The following is a 20,469-nucleotide window of genomic DNA, read 5'->3' as shown; positions in this document are numbered from 1 at the left end:
ACCTGGGCCGGTAGGCCGGCCCGGTGTCGTAGTGGTCTTGGGGACCGTTGCCTCAGCCGGCCTTGCGCGGGGCGCGCGGCTTGGGAGCCACGGGCTTCGGCGCCGGCTTGGGGGCCGAGACAGGCTTCGGAGCCGCCTTGGTGGCCGGCTTCGCTGCCGGCTTCGAGGCAGTCTTGGCCGCAGGCTTGGTGGCCGGCTTCGGCTCTTCCGGGGCGGGCGTCTCGACGACGGGCTCCGGCTCGGCCTCGGCAACAGGCTCAGGCTCGACGACAGGTTCCGGCTCGACGACGGGCTCCGGCTCGGGCTCCGCGACGGGCTCGGCCTCTGCGACGGGCTCGGGCTCCGCGACGGGCTCGGGCTCCGCGACGGGCTCGGGCTCCGCGACGGGCTCGGGCTCCGCGACGACGGGCTCAGGAGCCGGCGCCGCGGCCGGCTCCTCGACCGTGGTCTCGACCGTCTCGTCGACCTGGTCCTCGACCTGGTCCTCGACCTGGTCCTCGACCAGCTCGTCGACCTCGGGCTCGTCAGCCGCGCGGGCCCGCGCCTTGGCCTCGGACTTGGTCATCCGACCGGCGTTGACCTCGTCCGCGCGCTTGCGCTGCTCGACCTTGGCGTCAGCCTTCTTCTTGACCGGCCCGAGGACCATGGTCATGTTGCGGCCGTCCTGCTTCGGCATCGACTCGACGAAGCCGAGCTCGGCGACGTCCTCCGCCAGGCGCTCGAGCAGGCGACGGCCCATCTCGGGGCGCGACTGCTCACGGCCGCGGAACATGATCATGACCTTGACCTTGTCGCCTGCCGAGAGGAAGCGGACGACGTGGCCCTTCTTGGTCTCGTAGTCGTGCGGGTCGATCTTCAGACGGAACCGGATCTCCTTGAGAACCGTGTTCGCCTGGTTGCGCCGCGCTTCCCGCGCCTTCATGTCGGACTCGTACTTGAACTTGCCGAAGTCCATGAGCTTGGTGACAGGCGGGCGGGCGTCCGGGGCAACCTCGACGAGGTCGAGGTCAGCGTCCTGGGCGAGCTTCAGGGCGACCGCCGTGGCAACCACGCCGACCTGCTCCCCGCCAGGACCGATGAGTCGGACCTCGGGGACACGGATCCGGTCGTTGATGCGAGGCTCGGTGATGGTGATGCTCCTCAGAAGTCGTTTGATTGACCACCAGGAACGAGAAATGGCTCCCGCCCTGAACACAGGTGGAAGCCATCACAAGGAAAGGGTGCACGGGCTGGACGAGAAACATTGCCCAACCTCTGCACCCGACCTAGGACCCGGACTCTGTCGGCACCTTGCGGCGCTCTGTCGTGACTCGGGTGGGATGGTGATCCACTTTGTGCACCCGGCTCACACCGGGTCGGTCGTGGCTCAACGATAGCAGCATGCCGAGGCCGCCCGCCATACCGGCCGGTGTGAGGTCGGCCGCCCGCCTCGACCCCCGCCGCCGGACGGATTCCCGGGGCCGACCGGTCGGTGACCTCAACTGGAATCATTCCAGTTTAGGGTCTAGGCTGCTGGACATGACGTCGACCGCCCCCACCGCCGCCACGCCGGAGGATCTCCTCCGCGGTGCCGGCCTGCGTGTGACCGCTGCCCGGGTGGCAGCCCTGCACGCCGTGGGCGACCAGCAGCACGCCACGGCGGACGACGTCCTGAGCTCGGTCCGCGCAGAGCTCGGCACGGTATCGGTCCAGGCGGTCTACGACGTCCTGCACGCGTTGACCGGCGCCGACCTCCTGCGCCGCATCGAGCCCGCCGGCCACCCCGCGCGCTACGAGCGCCGCACGGGCGACAACCACCACCACGTCGTCTGCCGCAGGTGCGGCGCCATCGGCGACGTGGACTGCTCGGTCGGCCACGCCCCCTGCCTGACCCCGAGCGACGACCACGGGTTCGTGGTCGAGACCGCCGAGGTCACCTACTGGGGCCTGTGTCCCGACTGCAGCGCCTGAGGCTCGCCCGGAGAGCCGGGCGCCGAGACTTCGCCGACCATGCCGAACCCCCAAGAACCCCGTAAGCAGCAGAGGAAGGCACGTCCACAGATGACAACTCCTTACACCACCACCCAGACCGGCACGCCGGTCGTCAGCGACGCACACTCGCTGACCGTCGGCGCCGACGGCGCCACGGTCCTCCACGACCGCTACCTGGTCGAGAAGCTCGCGCAGTTCAACCGCGAGCGCATCCCGGAGCGGATCGTGCACGCCAAGGGCGGTGGCGCCTTCGGTGAGTGGGAGATCACCGGTGACGTGTCGCAGTACACCCGTGCCGCGGCCTTCCAGCCGGGCGCCAAGGGCGAGGTGGCCCTGCGCTTCTCGTCCGTCGCCGGTGAGATGGGTTCCCCCGACACCTGGCGCGACGTGCGCGGCTTCGCCCTGCGCTTCTACACGACCGAGGGCAACCTCGACATCGTCGGCAACAACACCCCGGTGTTCTTCATCCGCGACGCGATCAAGTTCCCGGACTTCATCCACTCCCAGAAGCGTCTCCCGTGGTCGGGCCTGCGCGACGCCGACATGCAGTGGGACTTCTGGACCCTGTCGCCGGAGTCCGCGCACCAGGTCACCTACCTCATGGGCGACCGCGGTCTGCCGTCCTCGTGGCGAGAGCTGAACGGCTACGGCTCGCACACCTACATGTGGACCAACGCCGAGGGCGAGAAGTTCTGGGTCAAGTACCACTTCATCTCCCGCCAGGGCGTGAAGTTCCTCGACAACGACGAGGCGGCACGGATCGCCGGCCAGGACGCCGACTACTACCGGCGCGACCTGTACGACGCGATCGAGCGCGGGGACAACCCCACGTGGGACATCAAGGTCCAGGTCATGCCGTACGACGACGCGAAGACCTACCGGTTCAACCCGTTCGACCTGACCAAGGTCTGGCCGCACGCGGACTACCCGCTGATCCACTTCGGGAACTTCACGCTGAACCGCAACCCGAAGAACCACTTCGCGGAGATCGAGCAGATCGCGCTGTCCCCGGCCAACCAGGTCCCGGGCACCGACATCTCGCCCGACAAGATGCTGATGGCCCGGGTGTTCTCCTACCCGGACGCGCAGCGCTACCGCGTGGGCACCAACTACCAGTCGGTCCCGGTCAACCAGCCGCACGCCGCACCGGTGCACAACTACTCGCAGGACGGCTCGCAGCGCCACCACTTCAACGAGGTCGGCGTCCCGAACTACGCGCCGAACTCGTTCGGTGGCCCCGTCGCCGACCCTGCCCGTGGCCAGGACGGCGCCTGGGAGTCGGACGGCGAGCTGGTGCGCACCGCTGCCACGCTGCACAGCGAGGACAGCGACTTCGGCCAGCCGGGCACGCTCTACCGTGAGGTCTACGACGACGGCGCGAAGGCCCGTCTGCTGGAGACCCTGACCGGTCAGGGCCAGGCGATCACGATCGACGAGATCCGTGAGCGCTTCTTCCAGTACTGGACCAACGTGGACCAGGAGCTGGGCGCCAAGCTGCGCGCGGCCGTCTCCGCCTGATCCACCTGCTGCGGCCGAGGCCGGGTCCCCGTCGGGGGCCCGGCCTCGGCCGTTCCCACGCCGGGTCCGCATCAGGGATATCCCCATGGTCGGGAGGGCACCGTTGCCCGACGGCAGTCGCTGCCGCTACGGTCCGAAGGCGCCATGGAGCGCGTCGGCGCCGCGGGATGCTCACCTGACCGCAACAAGAACAAAGGGAGTCAACGATGTCTCGCTCGCTCACCCGGATCGGCGCCGCTCTCGTGGCCGGAGTGCTGGCCCTGACGGCGGCGGCCGGCCCGGCCGCCTCAGCACCGGAGCAGGGCCCGAAGCAGGAACCCGCTTCCGCCTCCCACCGCGTCCTCGCCTTCTACCAGACCATCTACGAGACCGGCTCCGACGGCGTCCGCCGCTACGTCGACCCCAAGCCGCTCCTCGGCTCGGTCACGGACGTCAACGTGGGCGCCATCCACCTGAACGCCGACGCGTCCCTCACGGTCAACGACATCCCGGCGGACCACCCCGAGCTCGGCGTCATGTGGGACGACCTGGCGGCCATGCAGGACCGCGGCGTGACGGTCAGCGCGTTCCTCGGCGGGGCCGCCCCTGGCACCTACCGGTACCTGCGCGAGGACTTCGACCGGTACTACCCGGTCCTGCGGGACTTCCTGCGCACCTACGGGCTGGACGGCGTGGACCTCGACATCGAGGAGACGTTCTCGCTGGCGGACACGATCCACCTGGTCGACACGCTGCGCGCGGACTTCGGCCCGGACTTCGTGATCACGCTGACGCCCGTGGCCACCGACATGGCCGGGCGGACGAGCTTCTCGGGCGGCTTCTCCTACGCCGAGCTCGAGCGTCGTGCCGGCGACCGGATCGACTGGTACAACACCCAGTTCTACTGCGGCTGGGGCGACCTGCGGACCACGACGGTCTACGACCAGATCCTCGCGAACGGGTTCACGCCCGACCGCGTGGTGGCGGGCACCGTCACCAACCCGGCGAACTGCAGCGGGTACGTCGACTGGCCCACCTTCGACGCCACGATCGGCTCCCTGGTCGCGCAGCACCCGGACTTCGGCGGCGTCTTCGGCTGGGAGTACTTCAACTCCGTCGGGTACGCCGGCGGCGGCCGGGAGAGCTGGTTCGCGCACGTGGCGGACGTCGTCAGCTCCTGACGGACCGACGCCGGGGTCAGGCGCGGACGACCCTGGCTCCGCCGGCGTGGTCGTACGGGGTGCGGCCCCCGCCGGCGAACAGGGTGATGACGTACACGATCGGGAGCACGTACGCCGCAGCCGTGAGGACCGCGAGGCCGGGGCCGATCTCCGACGCTCTGACGAGGCCGATCGCCGCGGCATGACCGATCGTCCACGGCACGGCGATCTTGAGCGCGTTCCGGGTCAGGGCAGCGGCGAACGAGAGCCGCTCGCCGTCCCTGGCGCCCACCACCTTGAGCCCCAGCACGCGCTTGCCGATCGTCGCCTGCCGCGTGCCGGACTCGAGAGCGGCGAGGAAGACCGTCAGCGGCACCGCCGTGACGAGCGCCGACATCACGTTCGTCGTCAGGGCGGACCACTGGCCCGTCACTCCGGAGAGGTACAGCGGGATCCCGACCGCCGCGAGCAGCCCGAGCCACACGAGGAAGCAGAGCCAGTCGACCAGCCATGCGGCGATGCGGCGCCACGCCTCGGCATTCATCAGGCAGACGGTACTCCGCAGGAGCTGTGCTGCCCATCGATGTCCCGGCTCAGCCGACGAGCAGCTCCACCTGGGCCAGCGCCCCGCCGTCACGGAGCTCCAGCCGGAGGCCGGTCAGCGCCACGGGCTCGGCCAGCACGAACGGCCGCAGCTGGCCCGGCCAGCGCCACTCCTGCCCGGACCGCTCGTCCAGCACGCGGCCGTCGTCCGCGACCAGTCGCCACGTCGACGGCGGCCTCCCGTCCGCTCCAGCCGCCCGCGTCGACGACGTCAGCGTGTAGGCGCGCAGCACGGCGCCCTCCGGCGCCTCCCCGGACGGCAGCCACTCCAGCGTCCCCGCTACCTCGACGGCGGTCGTCAGGTCGCCGTCGGTCAGACCCGGCACAGGGCCCGCGGTGCTGTGCCAGCCGCCGTCGGCCCGCTGCCAGGGGCCGCCCACCTCACCGTCCACCGGGGCGCCCGACGGCGCAGCCGCGCCCCAGCGGGTCGGTGCCTCGGACAGGGCGAACCGCAGGGTCGCTCCCCCGGTCAGCTCGCCGTGCTCCACCGACGGCGACGTGACCGCCCGGGTCGCACCGGCGCCGTCGGCCACCTCCAGGCCCGCCACGTACCAGCGGTCCGCCGCACCGGGGGCCTCGACCACCAGGTCGCCGTCGGGCCGGTGCACCACCGCCCGCTCGAAGAGCGGCGAGCCCACGGCCCAGCGCGACGAGCCGATCTCCAGCGGGTAGAGGCCCAGGGCCGAGAGGAGGTACCAGGCGGACATCTCACCGTTGTCCTCGTCGCCGTGGTAGCCCTGCCCGATCTCGCTGCCGGTCCACAGCCGGGCCAGGATCTCGCGCACCGTCTCCTGCGTGCGGTCCGGGCGACCGGCGTACAGCCACACGTACGGGATGTGGTGCGACACCTGGTTGGACTGGCCGAGCTGGCCCAGACGCACGTCGCGCGCCTCGACCATCTCGTGGATCACGAACCCGTACGTCCCGGGCTTGTCCGCCCGCTCGGGTGTGGCGAAGAACGTCTCCAGCAGGCGCTCCAGCCCGGCACGGCCGCCGTGCAGCGCGGCCAGGCCGGCCCCGTCGTGCACGGGGTGGAAGAGGAAGTTCCAGGCGTCCGACTCGGTGTAGTCGCCGCCCCACACGTCCGGGTCGAACGGCTCCGAGCCGAACCCGCCGTCCCGGCCGCGCCCGCGGAAGAACCCCGTCTCCGGGTCGAACAGGTGCACGTACCCGTGAGAGCTCTGCCGCAGGTAGGCCGCCTCGTCCCGCAGCGTACGGCGGCGCTCCTCGGGAGTCCCTGGTGCGTCCGCGAGCGCCTCGGCCATCCGCGCCAGGCCGGCGTCGTTGATGTAGCCCTCGAGGCTCCAGGACACCGACTCGTCGACGTCGCGTGGCACCCACCCGTGGGTGAGGGCGAAGTCCTGGCCCTTGCGGCCCACGCCGGACCGGGTGGGCAGCGCCGTCGCGTTGCGCAGGCCCGCGTCGTAGGTCGCGAGCGGGTCGGGCAGGGTGACACCGCGGAGGTACAGGTCGGCGAAGGCGACGTCGGACGACGTGCCCGTCATCAGGTCCGCGTAGCCCGGCGACGACCACCGCGCGACCCAGCCGCCCTCGCGGTACTGCTGCACGAACCCGTCGGCGAGCCGTGCGGCGACCTCCGGGTAGAGCAGCGCGTAGGCGGGCCAGCAGGTGCGGTAGGTGTCCCAGAAGCCGTGGTTGACGAACATCTCGCCGGGTACGACGGGTGCGCCGTCGAGCACCGGCGAGGCGTGCACGAGCTGGCCGTCGGTCCCGACCTCGGTGTACGAGGAGGGGTAGAGGTTGAGGCGGTAGAGGTTGGAGTAGAGCGTGACCTGCTGTTCCGGCGACGCGCCCGCGACGTCGAGCACGCCCAGGCGCTCCTCCCACTGTGCGCGGGCGCGCTCGGCCACGTCGTCGAAGGATCCGCTCACCTCCCGGTCCAGGGCGCGCCAGGCGAGGTCCTCGCTGATGTACGACGTCGCCACGCGCACCTCTACCGTGCGGTCCGGCTGGTCACCGGGTGCGGCCGCCGGGTCCAGCGCCACCGTCGCGTAGGTGGCGTGTTCCCGGCCGTGCGCCCGGCCGGTGCGCAGGACCGGCCGGGAGACCTGGCCCACCACGTACATGCGGCTGCGGCCCACCGACAGCGGGCTGCCGTGGTCGCTCCAGCCGGTGAGCGTGCCGTCGTCGTGCACGGTGACGGCCACGGGCGGGCCGGCGGCGCCGGCGTCGCTCACGGCGTCGACGATCAGGTGGCCGGTGGTGGCTCCGGGCGGGAACGTGAAGCGGAGCACCCCACCGTGGTCGGCCGCGGCGACGTCGACCCGCGCACCGCCGTCCAGGTCGACGGTGTACCGGTGCGGGCGGGCGGTCTCGTCGTCGTGGGAGAAGCCGACGGCGCGGGCCTCCAGGCCCGCGTCCGGCACGCCGTCCCCGTCCGGCAGGGCCGGGACCAGATGGAACGCGAGCTGGTTGCGGTCCCCCATCCACGGGCTCGGCTCGTGCGAGATGCCGACGCCCTGCAGACGCGGCCGGTTGCCGGGCCCGTTGTGCGCTGCCCAGGAGTAGAGCCAGCTCGCCGACGACGCGTCGGTCAGCGGCACCCACATCGTGAAGCCGTTCGGCACGGCCGCCGCCGGCACGTTGTTGCCGCGCGAGTACGTGCCCGAGGAGTGCGTGCCGCGGCGGGTGTCGACGAGGTCGGTGCGGCCGGTCACGGTCCGTTCCGGACGCGGTCCGACCGTGACGGCGTCGAGCCACACCTCGGTGTCCCCGCCGTCCGGCGGCGCGGTCACGACTGCGGCGGCGCGCACGCGGCGGCCGGGCAGCCGCTCGGCCACGTCGTCCAGGCCGACGCGGACGGCGTTCCAGTGGTCGGGTACCAGGATCCGGGCCTCGCCCTGCCCGACGGCGGTCGCGAGCATGCCGTGCTGGTCGGTGAGCGCGCGGCCGGGCGCGGTCTGCGAGAGCCAGGTCCCGTCGTCGAGCAGCAGGTCGACGGCCACGTAGGTCGAGCGATAGGTGAGCTCCTGGTCGAGCACCGGCAGGAGCGTCCAGCGCAGCTCGGTACCCGACTCGACCGGCACGTCCAGACCGTCGAGCACCACCGTGCGGCCCTCGCCGCTGTGGTCGATCCGTCGTGCGTCCTGCCTGGTCAGGCCGACACCGGGCAGGCCGGCCGGGACGTGTGCGGGGCCGGTCATGCGACCACCTCCGGCACGCGGCCCGTGCTGCCCCGCACGGTCAGCCGCGAGGTGGGAGCGCTGACGACGTCGGGCACCGCCCGGCCCCGGACCAGCGACAGCACGGTCTCGGCCACGAGCTCGCCGAGCTCGAAGGTGTCCCGGGTCATGGCGGTGAGCGGTGGGTGCGCGAGGCGCACGAGCTCGGAGTCGTCGAAGGAGGCCACCGAGAGGTCCCCGGGGACGCTGAGTCCTGCCTCGGCCAGTACGGTGACGCCCGCGAGCGCGGCGACGTCGGAGTCGTAGACGATTGCAGTAGGCCTTTCGTCGCGGGCCAGGAGGGCCCGGGTGGCTGCCGCGGCCTCGTCCTGCGAGAAGTCCGTCGGCACTGTCGTGATGGTCAGACCGAGGCGCGCCCCGGCGTCGTGCAGCGCGGCGACCCGCCGCGCGGAGTGGACGTAGGCGGGGATGCCGCCGACGTGGCCGACGTGCGCGTGCCCCAGCGCGGCCAGGTGCTCCGCGAGCACGGTCACGGCGGCGTGGTCGTCGGCGAAGACCGCCGGCACGGGGCCTGGCGTACCGTCACCGCCCACCAGCACGGCGGGCAGTCCTGCCCGCCCCAGCGCCTCGGGGCGCGGGTCGTCCTGCTTCAGGTCGAGCACCACCACCCCGTCCGTGCGCCGCTCCGCGGCCCAGCGGCGGTACACGTCGAGCTCGGCGGAGACGTCCTCCACGACGAGCAGCTGCAGGGCCACGAGGTCGGCCGACAGCCGTGCCTGCAGCCCCGAGACCAGCTGGGCGAAGAACGGCTCGACGCCCAGCGTCCGCGCGGGGCGCGCGACGACCAGGCCCACCGTGTCGGCCCGCCGTCCGCCCAGGGCGCGGGCGGCCACGTTCGGCCGCCATCCGAGCTCCGTGACGGCGGCGAGGATGCGGGTCCGGGTCTGTTCGCTGATTCCCGGGCGGTCGTTGAGCGCGAACGACACCGCCGTCGGGGAGACGCCCGCCTGCGCGGCGATGTCGGCGATGGTGGGGCGGCGGCCCGCGCGCTCGGCGAACGACGTCACTGGTCGGCGAGCAGCTTGTTGCACTCTTCGACCGCCGCGTCCAGGGCCTCCTGCGACGTCGTGTCCCCCGCTATCGCCGCCGCGAGCTGCTGGTTGACGATCGTCGTCATCGCCTCGCTGACCTCGACCGGCTGCAGCACCCGCGCGGTGGTGAGGCTGGTGAACGCGATCTGCTTGGCCGCGCCCTGCGGGGTCCCGTCGCTCTCGCCGAGCTCCGGTTGCTCCAGCGACGTGGTGGTCGACGGGAAGACGCCGGGCGCCTCCGCCGCGAACGCCTCCTGGTTGGCGGCGTTCGTGATGAACCGCGCCAGCGCCACCGCGGTCGGCAGGTTGGCCGACTGGTTCGAGACCGACAGCCCTTGCACGTACAGCGGCGTGGTGCCCATGTACGGCGAGGGGACGATCTTCCCCTCGAGCGACGGGTTGTTCTCGAGCACGGTGCTGATGAAGTTGCCACCACCCGTGGACCACGCCACCTCGCCCTCGGTGAACAGCTGGCTGTTGCCGAGGTAGGCGTCGGTGAGCACGTCGTCGGGCATGAGCCCGTCGGCGTACGCGTCGCGGTAGACGTCGAGCAGCCCGGCGGCCTCCGGCGTGTTGAACGTGAACGTCGTGCCGTCCTCGGACAGCACCGGGACGCCCTCGGCCGCGAAGTCGCCCAGTCCCGGCTTGCGGCTCATGAGGTAGCCGCCGGTGACCTCCTTCATCGTGCGTGCCTGCTCGACGAGCTCGTCGAGCGTGGTGGGCGGCGCCGCCGGGTCGAGGCCCGCCTCCTCGAACATCTCCGTGTTCCAGTAGTTCAGGTCGGTGGTCAGGTACCACGGGTACCCGAACGTGCCCTCGATGCCTGCGTACTCGTAGGCCTCCAGCGCTCCGGGCACGTACGTGTCCGCGAGCTCGTCGTCGACGGTGGTGAGGTCCGTGAGGAGGTCCTCGCGCGCCAGCGAGAAGGCGAAGTCGGGCGGCAGGTTCGTGACGTCGGGCAGCTCGCCGGCGGCGGCCTGCGAGAGCACGGTCTCCGAGTACCCGTCGCCCGGCTGGTCGAGCCAGGTCACCGAGGTGCCGGGGTACGTCTTCTCGAAGCCGGCGATGACTCCCTCGACGTACTGGGTGAAGCGCGGCTCGAGCGCCCAGGTCTGCAGCGTGACCTCCCCGGTCACGTCGGCCGCCGCGGCCGCGTCCGCGGCCGGCTCGGCCGTCGTGCCGTCGGCACCGTCGACGGTGCAGCCACCGAGAGCGGCCAGCACGGTCAGGGCGGCTCCCGCGGCCCCGATCCTCGTGATCGTCATGACAGTTCCTTCCAGCAGATGCTTCGTCGCGTCCTGCGTGGTGCTGCGATGTCGACTAAAGCGCTTTAGCCCGCCAGCCTCCCGCGCGCCCCCGGTGCTGTCAAGGCAGGCCCGCGTGGTCGGCAGTCCGTCAGGTGATCGGCAGCTCGGACTACCGACCACCTGACGAACTGCCGACCACCTGCTCTCCGCCCGGTCCAGCTATGCGCGCGTGAAGCGCAGGGTGCGGACCTCGAACGGGCTGAGCTCGACGGTGACGGCGCCGGCCGCCGTGACGTCCGCGGCACCACCCTCGAGGTCGTCCTCGATCAGGCTCACGGTGCGCGCACCGGACACCGGCGCGGCCACCGTGACGGTGCCCGACGCCCGGCGGCCCAGCGCCTCGTAGACGCGGACCACGAGATCGCCCGACCGGTCGTCGGCGAGCTTGACGGCCGACAGCGTCACGCCGCCCGACACGCTGACCAGGGGTTCGAACCCGGCGCCACCGCGCAGCTCCCGCGGCCGCGCGCCGAACGTCGCGCCCGCCTCGGTCACCGCCGCGGTGTCCACACCCACCACCAGGCCGTAGCGGTGGGTCTGGCTCCCCTGGTCCGTCTCGGGGTCGGGGAACCGCGGTGCCCGCAGCAGCGACAGGCGCACGGTGGTCGTCACGTCGGGGGCCCCCGGCGCCGGCGCCACCCCGTCGTCGGACACCTCACGGGTCACGTCGTACCCGTAGACCGAGTCGTTGACCAGGCCGACGCCGAAGCCTGGCTCCTCGGCGAGCACCCACTTGTGCATGGAGGTCTCGAACTTGGCCGCCTCCCAGCTGGTGTTGGTGTGGGTCACCCGCTTGTGGAACCCGAACTGGGTCTCTGCCGCCATGTGCTCGGCGCGCACGTCGAGCGGGAAGGCGACCTTGAGGAACTTCTCGGCCTCGTGCCAGTCGGTCTCCAGGGCGACCTCGAGGGTCCGGCTGCCCGGCGCGAGGGTGATCACCTGCTCGAGACTGGACGAGGAGAACGTCCGACGCACGGTCACGACCGCCACGCCCTCGTCGACCGTGGCGGTGACCTTCTCGGCCGCGCGCAGGTCCGTCACCGAGTTGCGGTAGAACCGGTCGACGTCCCAGGCGTCCCACTTGTTCGGGAAGTCCTGGTGGAGCTGGAGCACGTTGGCCTCGCGGCCGGGCGCGACGGCGTCGCGGCCGGTGGCGAGGTCGATCGCGGACGTCACGTGCCCGGCCCCGTCGAGCGTGACCCGGACGAGGTCGTTCGCCAGCACGTAGCCGCCGCCGGGCAGCTCGGTCAGGGTGCTGGCCGCCGCGGCCGGGGCCGACGCCGGGGCCACACCCAGGGCCGGCACGCCCGCCTGGGCGAACACCGCGGGGTTCGCCCGCAGGGCGGTGTCGCCCTCGCCCACCAGCGTCCGCAGGGAGCGCTCGATGATCTCCTGCGCACCCGCCGTGATCGCCGCGTGCTGCTCCATGGCCTCCCGGTGCACCCAGGCGACCGACGTCCCGGGCAGGATGTCGTGGAACTGCAGCAGCAGCACCTGCTGCCACAGCGAGTCCAGCTCGTCGTACGGGTAGTCCGCACCGGTGCGGACGGACGCCGTGGCCGCCCACGCCTCCGCCTCGACCAGCAGGTGCTCGTTGCGCCGGTTGCCCTGCTTGGTCTTGTGCTGCGAGGTCAGCGTGGCGCGGTGCAGCTCCAGGTAGAGCTCGCCCACCCAGACAGCGCTGTCACTGGTCGCGTGCGCGGCCAGCTCCGTGCGAGCACGCTCGAAGAACGCGTCCGGGTGCTCCCAGCGCACCTTCGCGCTGCCCTCGAGGTCGGCGAGCCGCTCGGCCTTGCCGGTCATCTCACGGGTCGTGCCGCCACCGCCGTCGCCATGGCCGACCGGTGCGATCGAGCCCGTGGCGTGCCGGGACTCGTTGAACTGGCGCGTCGCCCGGGCGACCTCCTCGCCCGAGAGCTCTGCGTTGTAGGTGTCCATGGGCGGGAAGTGGGTCAGCACCCGCGAGCCGTCGATGCCCTCCCACCAGAACGTGTGGTGCGGGAACTTGTTGACCTGGTTCCACGAGATCTTCTGCGTGAAGAACCAGTCGAACCCGGCGCGGCGCACGAGCTGCGGCAATGCCGGCGAGTAGCCGAAGGAGTCCGGCAGCCAGACACCGTGCGACCGCAGGCCGAACTCACGCTCGAAGAACCGCTGCCCCTGGGAGAACTGGCGCGCGAGCGCCTCGCCCGACGGCATCACGGTGTCGGACTCGACCCACATGCCGCCCAGCGGCAGGAACCGCCCGGACGCCACCGCCTCCTTGGTCCGGGTCCACACCTCGGGCCGGTGCTCCTTGACCCACGCGTACTGCTGCGCCGACGACATGCCGTAGACGAAGTCGTCGGTGCGGTCGATGAGGTCCGCCATGGACGACGTCGTCCGCGCGACCTTGCGGATCGTCTCCCGCACCGGCCACAACCAGGCGGAGTCGATGTGCGCGTGCCCGACCGCCGAGATCTCGTGGGCACTCGCCTCCGCGGGGCTGGCGAGCACGTCCACGAGCTCCGCCCGGGCCGCCGCCGCCGTCTCGGGGATGCGCTGCAGGTCGAGCACGTCGAGGGCGTCGTCGAGGGCCTGCAGGATCCGCATGCGGCGCCGGCCCGTGGGCAGCTCGGCCTGCAGCTCGAGCAGCACCTCGACGTCGAGCGCGAGACCGTGCACCTCGGCCTCGAAGATCGCGAGGTCCATGCGCCGCGTCGTGTAGAGAGGGCGCGGTGAGGACGTCCTGGTGTCGCCCTCCTGGGTCTGCCGGAACATGTCGTGCCCGAGCAGCACCGGGTTCGAGGCCGCCTCCAGGAGCAGCTCGACCTGCTCGCCACCCGCCGCGGCGTCGGCCACCGGGACGTACTGGTTGCGCGGGTTGATCGACTTCACCGTGGTGCCGTCCGGCCGGTAGACCAGTGCCTCGGCCTGGAAGCCCGGCATGCTGGTGTCGAAGCCGAGGTCGACCACCGCCTCGACGGCACGGCCCGCCCACTCGGCGGGCACCGACCCGGTCAGCCGGAACCAGGTGGTGCCCCAGGCCCTGCCCCACGGCGTGCCCACCTCGTAGGGCTCCATGGCGAGGGCCAGGCCCTCCTGCGGGGGGATCGGCTCCCCCGGCAGCACGTGCCACTCGACGCCGAGCGGGACGGACGTCCCGTGGACCGCCGGCCAGATGCGCTCCGTCAGCACGCGCTGTGCGCGCCCGGTGGTCAGTGTGATGTCGTCATGCATCAAAAGGCCTCCCCTGTGTCACCGTTGAACGGTGGCAGGCTAGCCCAGAAGGGATGTTCACCCGCACCCCTGTCGGGATGGAAAGATGGTCCCCATGAGCTCCAGCGACGAGACCCCTACCGACATCCAGGCTCCGGTGGGCACTGACCAGGCAACACGCGACATCGCCGAGGTCGCGGCCGTCGAGGTCATCACGACCGCCGCCGTGCACCTCATGAGTGCCGCCGCCGTGAAGTGCGGCCTGGCCGAGGGGGACGACGCCGAGGAGCTCAAGGACCTCGACGAGGCCCGCAAGCTGATCACCGCGCTCGCCGCGCTGGTGGTCGCGAGCGCGCCCGACATCGGCAACCAGCACGCCCGTTCGCTGCGCGACGGCCTGCGCAGCCTCCAGCTCGCGTTCCGTGAGGCGTCGGTCATCCCCGACGCTCCGGGCGAGGGGCCGGGCGAGAAGTACACGGGTTCCGTCGTCTGATGACCGAGGCTCCCGTCGTGGCGGCCCCCGGCCCTGCTCGGGCACCGGGGCCGCGCCGTGGTTCACGCTGGCTCGCCGTACTGCTGGTCGCCACGATCGCCGTGGGCGCCTACCTGTGGGTGACGACCGTCCGCTGGCAGCGCAGCTCCGCCGAGTGGGAGGGCAAGGCGCACGAGTACGCCGAGGAGGTGGCGTCGTTGCGGATGCAGCTCGACGGCGTCAACAACGAGCTGCAGGCGGCCCGCGACCAGCTGTCCACCGCGACGGCGCGGATCACGGACCTGGCGAACGAGAAGGCCCAGCTCGGTGACGAGAACGTGGCGTCGCAGCAGTACCTCGACTACCAGACGCAGGTCAGCGCGGCAGCGGCCACCGTGGCCTCGGCGCTCGGGCAGTGCGTGTCGGGCCAGGAGCAGCTGGTCGGCTACCTCAAGGACGCCGACCAGTACGAGGCTGCCGACCTGAGCCGCTACGAGCGTCAGGTGGGCGCGCTGTGCGAGGACGCCGAGCAGGCGAACGAGGCACTGCAGCAGGAGCTGCGCCCGTGAGGTCGGGGCACCGTTCGCGTGCGGGGCACGCCCTCGTCGTCGGGACGCTGTTCCTGACCGGTTCGCTGGGCGGCTGTGGTGTGCTGCCGCCCATGCCGGAGCCGGTGCCGAGCGACATCGTCCCGTCCACCCCGGTCGAGCTCTCCCCCGCGGCCGGCGGCGACGCCCTGAGCCCCGACGGTTTCGACGCCGTCGAGCGCATGGCGGTCCGGATCCGCAACGTGGGCTGCGAGGAGCTGTCCACGGGTTCCGGCTTCGCGATCGACGAGCACACCCTGATCACCAACAAGCACGTGGTCGCCGACTCGAAGGACCTCGAGGTCAGCACGTACGACGGGCATGACATCACCGTCGGCGCCACCTCGACGGCAGGGCTCGCGGACCTCGCCGTCGTGCGGACCACCGACCCCCTGCCGTCGTTCCCGAAGCTCGCCGGGTCCGACCCGAAGTCCGGCGACCCTGTCACCGTGGTGGGCTACCCGGCAGGCGGCGAGCTCACCGTGACGGAGGGCGAGGTCATGGGCACCACGCGGGACCCGCTCAACGCGAACCTCGGCGAGGTGCTGCTCACCGATGCTCCGGTCGAGCCCGGCTCGTCCGGGTCGGCGGCACTGGACGACAAGGGGCGGGTGATCGGCGTCGTCTACGCGAAGACCGCGGACGACAACAGCCTGCTCGTGCCCCTGTCGACGCTCCAGGACATGCTGGCCGACGACACGGCGTTCACGCCGGCGAAGGGCTGCTGAGCGGCGCTGGTCCGCTCTGCCGTCATCAGCGTGCGGCGCCGATCCGCAGCTCCAGCGAGTCCACGCGCGACGAGATCACCTCTGACGCCGCAAGCCGGGCGTTGACCTGGGCCAGCACCGCATCGAGGCCGGCCCGGTCCAGGCCCGGGTTCAGGCCGAGCACCACCGCGACCTCCGCCTTGCGGCCCGGCTCGGCGTGCGCCCGCACCACGTGCTGCACCGGCGCGGCCGCGACGGCCACCTCCGCGGCGACCTCCGGGTCCACCGCCAGGCCGTCCTCGTGCGGCACGAGCGCCGGCCGCCACTCCTTGCCCTGCGCCAGCGCCCAGACGGCGGGCCGCGGCACGAGCGCCGTCGACGGCCCCGCGGGGTCGACGACGATCAGCGCCCAGTTCTCGTTGACCGCGGACAGGGCCGCGCGCGACGCCTCGACCGGTACGGGACGCGCGTCGGCCCGCCACGCCTGCATGGCCGCCACCGACGTGAACACGGGCAGCGCCCGGCGGCCGTCCGGGGCCTCCAGCGCCACGACGCCGGACGACGCCTCCTTGTCGACCGTGAGGCCGTCCGGGTTCTGCTCGGCGACGCCGAGCTCGGCCAGGACCGGCACGAGCACCCGGGTCTCGGCCAGCCGCAGGACGACGTCGCGCAGCGGGGTGGTCCCCGTCGTGTAGCCGGCGAGCAGCCGGGTCAGCTCCTCGTCGGCCGAGCCGTCGTCGTCCGCGAACTGGCTGGACGGCTGGATCGACTTCACTCTCCGGCCTCGGCACCCGGGCGGCCGGCGACGTCGAGCGCCTCGGGCAGGGTGAACGCCCCCGCGTACAGCGCCTTGCCGACCACGGCGCCCTCGATGGTGCCGAGCGAACGCAGGGCGGTGAGATCGTCGAGCGAGGAGATGCCGCCCGAGGCGACGACGTGCGCGGTGGTGCGCGCGGCGACGTCGGACAGGAGCTCCAGGTTGGGGCCGCGCAGCGTGCCGTCCTTGGTCACGTCGGTGACCACGTAGCGGGCACAGCCCGCCTCGTCCAGGCGGGCGAGGACCTCCCAGAGGTCGCCGCCCTCCTTGGTCCAGCCGCGGGCGGCGAGCGTCGTGCCGCGCACGTCGAGCCCGACGGCCACGCGGTCACCGTGCTCGGCGATGACCTTGGCCGTCCAGGCCGGGTCCTCGAGCGCAGCGGTGCCCAGGTTCACGCGGCGCGCGCCGGTCGCGAGGGCCCGCTCGAGGGACTCGTCGTCGCGGATGCCGCCCGACAGCTCGACCTGCACGTCCAGCTCACCGACGACCCGCGCGAGCAGCTCGGCGTTGGAACCGCGCCCGAAGGCGGCGTCCAGGTCCACGAGGTGGACCCACTCGGCGCCGCCGGACTGCCAGTCCAGGGCGGCGGTCAGGGGGTCACCGTACGAGGTCTCCGAGCCGGCCTCGCCCTGGACGAGGCGGACGGCCTGGCCGTCGGCGACGTCGACGGCGGGCAGGAGCACGAGGCGGTCGGTCATGTCTCTCCAAGGTCTGTGTCTGTCTCTGGGCTGAGTGCTGGGTATCTGTTGCATCGGCCCTCGTAGGCCGACAGATATCCAGCACTCAGCGGGTGGTGCGGTGGTGTGGTCGTGCAGTGGTGCGGTCAGGCGAGCGAGCGGACCCAGTTCTCCAGGAGCCGCGCCCCGGCGTCGCCCGACTTCTCGGGGTGGAACTGGGTCGCCGCCAGGGGGCCGTCCTCCACCGCAGCGACAAAGCGCCCGCCGTGGTCGGCCCAGGTCACCTTCGGCGGCGAGAAGATCCCCACCGCCTTCTCGTCGTGGCCCTTGGCGAACGTCTGCGCGGCGTACGAGTGCACGAAGTAGAAGCGCTCGTCGGCGATCCCCTCGAAGAGGGTCGAGCCGTCAGGCACCTCCACCGGCGACCAGCCCATGTGCGGCACGACGGCGGCCTGCAGCCGCTCGACGACGCCGGGCCACTCCCCCATGCCGTCGGCCCGCTCACCGTGCTCCACGCCGGCGTCGAACATGACCTGCATGCCCACGCAGATGCCGAGGACCGGACGGTTGCCGGCCAGCCGGCGGCCCACCACCTCGTGCCCGCGAACGGCCTTGAGGCCGTCCATGCACGCGGCGAACGCACCGACGCCCGGCACCACGAGACCGTCGGCCTCCTGCGCCGCGGACCGGTCGGCGGTCAGCGTCACGTCCGCGCCGACCCGCTCCAGGGAGCGGACGGCGGACCGGACGTTGCCGAAGCCGTAGTCGAGGACGACGACCCTCGCGCCCATGCTCAGGCCCCGTCCGTGCTGCCGGGACCGGGCTCGCCCTTGCCCATGCTCTTGCGGGCCTTGCGCGCCGCGGACGTCAGCATCCGCACCGCCTTGAACTTGCTGATCGACGTCGAGGCGACCACGCCGTCCAGGTCGGCCACGCTGGTGGCGCCCGTCAGCAGGTCGACCACGTTCTCGGGGGCGCCGCCCAGCACGAGACCGGGGGCGAGCTCGTCGCCGCGGACGCCGTCGGCGAACCGGACCGCCGTCATCTGCTCGCCCGTGCGGGTCACCAGGACGAGCGGAACCCCCCGCACGAGCTGCGAGATCGCCGCGGCAGCCTCTTCCGGAGCGTCGCCCGTGAGGTCCTTGAGGACCCCGACCGCGCCGACGGAGGTGGGTACCGCGTCGAGGTCGAGCTGTGCCAGGGAGCTGGCCGCCGCGAGCGGTTCGGCGCCGGCGATCTGCGTGATGAGCGCGGCGAACTCCGGCTCACCGCTGCCGGTCAGGGACGACAGGTCGTCCGGGATCTCGAGGTTGTCAAGATCGAAGTCGGGCAGGTCGTCGCCGGCCGGCGTGCTGCTGCTGGACCCGTCGTTCTCGGGCCTGGTGCTGTCGGACATGGCTGCTAGAGCGCACCCTTCGTGGACGGGATGCCGTCGACCCGCGGGTCGACGGCGACGGCGGCGCGCAGCGCACGCGCCAGCGCCTTGAACTGAGCTTCGACGATGTGGTGCGGGTCCCGGCCCGCGAGCACCCGCACGTGCAGGCAGATGCCGGCGTGGTGGGCGATCGACTCGAGCACGTGCCGCGTCAGCGAACCGGTGAAGTGGCCGCCGATCAGGTGGTACTCCTGGCCCGCGGGCTCACCCTCGTGCACCAGGTAGGGCCTGCCCGACACGTCCACCACGGCCTGGGCGAGCGCCTCGTCGAGCGGCACCAGAGCGTCGCCGAACCGGGAGATGCCCGCCTTGTCGCCGAGCGCCTGACGCAGCGCCTCGCCGATGCTGATGGCGACGTCCTCCACCGTGTGGTGGGCGTCGATGTGGGTGTCGCCGGTCGCCTGCACGGTGAGGTCGATCAGCGAGTGCTTGCCGAGCGCGGTGAGCATGTGGTCGTAGAACGGCACGCTCGTGCTGATCTCGGTCCGCCCGGTGCCGTCGAGATCCAGCTCGACCAGCACCTTCGACTCGGACGTGGCGCGCTCCACGCGTGCTGTCCTGCTCATGGCTGTTCCTCTCCCTGCTCCCGCAGGACCTCGGTGAGCGCCGCACGGAACGCGGCCATCTCGGCGGACGTGCCGATCGACACCCGCAGCCAGCCCTCGGGGCCGGTCTCGCGGATCAGGACACCGCGGTCCAGGAGACCCTGCCACACGGCGTGCCGATCGCTGAACCTGCCGAACAGCACGAAGTTGGCGTCGGTGTCGGCGACGTCGAACGGGAGGCCGCTCGGGAACCGCTGCTCACGGAGCCAGGCGACGCATGCGTCGCGCTCGGCGCGCAGCGTGGCGACCTGTGCCATGAGGGACTCGCGGTGGCGCAGCGCGGCGCCTGCCGCGGCCTGCGTGATGGCGCTCAGGTGGTAGGGCAGCCGCACGATCCGGAGCGCGTCGACGAAGTCGCCCGACGCGACCAGGTAGCCGAGCCGGGCACCGGCCGCGGCGAACGCCTTGGACATGGTGCGCGTGACCGCCAGGTTCGGGTACCGCGCCAGCAGTGCCACGGCGGACGGTGTGCCCGGACGCCGGAACTCCGCATAGGCCTCGTCCACGACGACGACGGGGTGCGCGCCGTCGAGGTCGACGGTCAGGGCCGCCTCGCAGACCGCCTCGACGGTGGCCGTCGGCAGTGCCGTGCCGGTCGGGTTGTTGGGGCTGGCCAGCAGGACCACCGACGGGCGCACCTCACGGATGGTCTCCGCGGCGTAGACCGGGTCGAGCGTGAAGTTCTCCTGTCGACGGCCCACCACCCAGGCCGTGTGCGTGTCGCGCGCGTACTCCGGGTACATCGAGTACGTGGGCGCGAACGACAGAGCCGTGCGGCCCGGCCCGCCGAAGGCCTGCAGCACGTGCAGCATCACCTCGTTGGACCCGTTGGCCGCCCACACGTCGAGATGCTCCAGGTCGACGCCGGTCTCCACGGCGAGGTAGTCCGCCAGGTCCTGGCGGAGGACCGTCGCGTCGCGGTCGGGGTAGCGGTTCATCCCGCGAGCGGCGCGCGCCACCTCCTCGGCGATGGTCGCCACCACCTCGTCGCCGGGCGGGTACGGGTTCTCGTTGACGTTCAGCAGCACCGGGACGTCGAGCTGCGGCGCGCCGTACGGCTTCTCGTTCGCCAGCTCAGGGCGTAGCGGCAGACGCACCGAGGGCGCGCTGTCCTCCGCGCTGTGCTGGTCGACGGCGTGGGTCATCACCGGACCAGTCTACGAACCGTGCGGCACCGACCTGGTGCGAGTCCGCCCACC

At 72.1% G+C, this 20,469-nt stretch carries 18 protein-coding genes; 6 read left to right on the top strand and 12 right to left on the bottom strand.

The features are described 5' to 3' along the window. Positions 1 to 52: 52 nt before the first annotated feature. A complete protein-coding gene (infC, locus tag LUM46_RS12640) occupies positions 53 to 1,195 on the bottom strand; it encodes a translation initiation factor IF-3 (protein ID WP_274994333.1) in 1,143 nt (380 codons plus the stop codon). Positions 1,196 to 1,518: 323 nt separating this feature from the next. Here infC and LUM46_RS12635 point away from each other — a divergent pair, with 323 nt between their 5' ends. The 3 genes from LUM46_RS12635 (at position 1,519) to LUM46_RS12625 (ending at position 4,649) form a co-directional block, all read left to right on the top strand. Next, positions 1,519 to 1,950, top strand: a complete 432-nt coding sequence (locus LUM46_RS12635) for a Fur family transcriptional regulator (protein ID WP_274994332.1) — start codon at positions 1,519 to 1,521, stop codon at positions 1,948 to 1,950. A gap of 90 nt (positions 1,951 to 2,040) precedes the next feature. Beyond that, positions 2,041 to 3,489 (top strand): catalase, encoded by a 1,449-nt coding sequence (locus LUM46_RS12630; RefSeq protein ID WP_274994331.1) that lies wholly within the window; start codon positions 2,041 to 2,043, stop codon positions 3,487 to 3,489. A 206-nt stretch (positions 3,490 to 3,695) separates the two neighbouring features. Beyond that, positions 3,696 to 4,649 (top strand): glycoside hydrolase family 18 protein, encoded by a 954-nt coding sequence (locus LUM46_RS12625; protein WP_274994330.1) that lies wholly within the window; start codon positions 3,696 to 3,698, stop codon positions 4,647 to 4,649. A gap of 16 nt (positions 4,650 to 4,665) precedes the next feature. Here LUM46_RS12625 and LUM46_RS12620 read toward each other — a convergent pair whose 3' ends face one another. The 5 genes from LUM46_RS12620 to LUM46_RS12600 form a co-directional block, all read right to left on the bottom strand. Beyond that, the gene (locus tag LUM46_RS12620) at positions 4,666 to 5,172 is read right to left on the bottom strand and encodes an RDD family protein (protein WP_274994328.1); all 507 of its coding nucleotides are present in this window, start codon (positions 5,170 to 5,172) and stop codon (positions 4,666 to 4,668) included. Between the two features lie 49 nt (positions 5,173 to 5,221). Continuing rightward, the gene (locus tag LUM46_RS12615) at positions 5,222 to 8,395 is read right to left on the bottom strand and encodes a GH92 family glycosyl hydrolase (RefSeq protein ID WP_274994326.1); all 3,174 of its coding nucleotides are present in this window, start codon (positions 8,393 to 8,395) and stop codon (positions 5,222 to 5,224) included. Continuing rightward, positions 8,392 to 9,441, bottom strand: coding sequence for a LacI family DNA-binding transcriptional regulator (locus LUM46_RS12610; RefSeq protein ID WP_274994325.1), 1,050 nt, complete (start codon positions 9,439 to 9,441; stop codon positions 8,392 to 8,394). The genes LUM46_RS12615 and LUM46_RS12610 overlap by 4 nt, the downstream gene beginning before the upstream one ends. Next, positions 9,438 to 10,730, bottom strand: a complete 1,293-nt coding sequence (locus LUM46_RS12605) for an ABC transporter substrate-binding protein (protein WP_274994323.1) — start codon at positions 10,728 to 10,730, stop codon at positions 9,438 to 9,440. Before LUM46_RS12605 ends, LUM46_RS12610 begins: the two co-directional genes overlap by 4 nt. Positions 10,731 to 10,931: 201 nt before the next feature. After that, positions 10,932 to 13,991 (bottom strand): alpha-mannosidase, encoded by a 3,060-nt coding sequence (locus LUM46_RS12600; protein WP_274994322.1) that lies wholly within the window; start codon positions 13,989 to 13,991, stop codon positions 10,932 to 10,934. A gap of 94 nt (positions 13,992 to 14,085) precedes the next feature. Here LUM46_RS12600 and LUM46_RS12595 point away from each other — a divergent pair, with 94 nt between their 5' ends. The 3 genes from LUM46_RS12595 to LUM46_RS12585 are packed head-to-tail and all read left to right on the top strand — an operon-like array spanning position 14,086 to position 15,757. Next, positions 14,086 to 14,463: a DUF1844 domain-containing protein gene (locus LUM46_RS12595; RefSeq protein WP_274994321.1), complete on the top strand. Its 378-nt coding sequence runs from the start codon at positions 14,086 to 14,088 to the stop codon at positions 14,461 to 14,463. Further along, positions 14,463 to 15,011 carry a hypothetical protein gene (locus LUM46_RS12590; protein ID WP_274994320.1) on the top strand — a complete coding sequence of 183 codons (549 nt, stop codon included), beginning with the start codon at positions 14,463 to 14,465 and terminating at the stop codon, positions 15,009 to 15,011. Before LUM46_RS12595 ends, LUM46_RS12590 begins: the two co-directional genes overlap by 1 nt. Next, a complete protein-coding gene (locus LUM46_RS12585; protein WP_274994319.1) occupies positions 15,008 to 15,757 on the top strand; it encodes a S1C family serine protease in 750 nt (249 codons plus the stop codon). The genes LUM46_RS12590 and LUM46_RS12585 overlap by 4 nt, the downstream gene beginning before the upstream one ends. Before the next feature lie 25 nt (positions 15,758 to 15,782). Here LUM46_RS12585 and LUM46_RS12580 read toward each other — a convergent pair whose 3' ends face one another. The 6 genes from LUM46_RS12580 to LUM46_RS12555 all read right to left on the bottom strand — a co-directional run bounded on the left by LUM46_RS12580 (position 15,783) and on the right by LUM46_RS12555 (position 20,415). After that, positions 15,783 to 16,511: an SseB family protein gene (locus LUM46_RS12580; protein ID WP_274994318.1), complete on the bottom strand. Its 729-nt coding sequence runs from the start codon at positions 16,509 to 16,511 to the stop codon at positions 15,783 to 15,785. Further along, positions 16,508 to 17,251, bottom strand: coding sequence for a bifunctional 1-(5-phosphoribosyl)-5-((5-phosphoribosylamino)methylideneamino)imidazole-4-carboxamide isomerase/phosphoribosylanthranilate isomerase PriA (priA, locus tag LUM46_RS12575; protein ID WP_274994317.1), 744 nt, complete (start codon positions 17,249 to 17,251; stop codon positions 16,508 to 16,510). The genes LUM46_RS12580 and priA overlap by 4 nt, the downstream gene beginning before the upstream one ends. A gap of 125 nt (positions 17,252 to 17,376) precedes the next feature. Continuing rightward, the gene (gene hisH, locus LUM46_RS12570) at positions 17,377 to 18,021 is read right to left on the bottom strand and encodes an imidazole glycerol phosphate synthase subunit HisH (protein WP_274994316.1); all 645 of its coding nucleotides are present in this window, start codon (positions 18,019 to 18,021) and stop codon (positions 17,377 to 17,379) included. Between the two features lie 2 nt (positions 18,022 to 18,023). Beyond that, positions 18,024 to 18,626: a hypothetical protein gene (locus LUM46_RS12565; protein ID WP_274994315.1), complete on the bottom strand. Its 603-nt coding sequence runs from the start codon at positions 18,624 to 18,626 to the stop codon at positions 18,024 to 18,026. 5 nt (positions 18,627 to 18,631) lie between these two features. Further along, positions 18,632 to 19,231, bottom strand: coding sequence for an imidazoleglycerol-phosphate dehydratase HisB (gene hisB / locus LUM46_RS12560; protein ID WP_274994314.1), 600 nt, complete (start codon positions 19,229 to 19,231; stop codon positions 18,632 to 18,634). Then, positions 19,228 to 20,415, bottom strand: a complete 1,188-nt coding sequence (locus tag LUM46_RS12555) for a histidinol-phosphate transaminase (RefSeq protein ID WP_274994392.1) — start codon at positions 20,413 to 20,415, stop codon at positions 19,228 to 19,230. The genes hisB and LUM46_RS12555 overlap by 4 nt, the downstream gene beginning before the upstream one ends. Between the last annotated feature and the right edge of the window lie 54 nt (positions 20,416 to 20,469).

This window comes from Promicromonospora iranensis, assembly GCF_028994805.1.
GTDB lineage: Bacteria > Actinomycetota > Actinomycetes > Actinomycetales > Cellulomonadaceae > Promicromonospora > Promicromonospora iranensis.
Note: the sequence above shows the minus strand (reverse complement) of the source record. Positions and strands in the feature narration are given on the sequence as shown.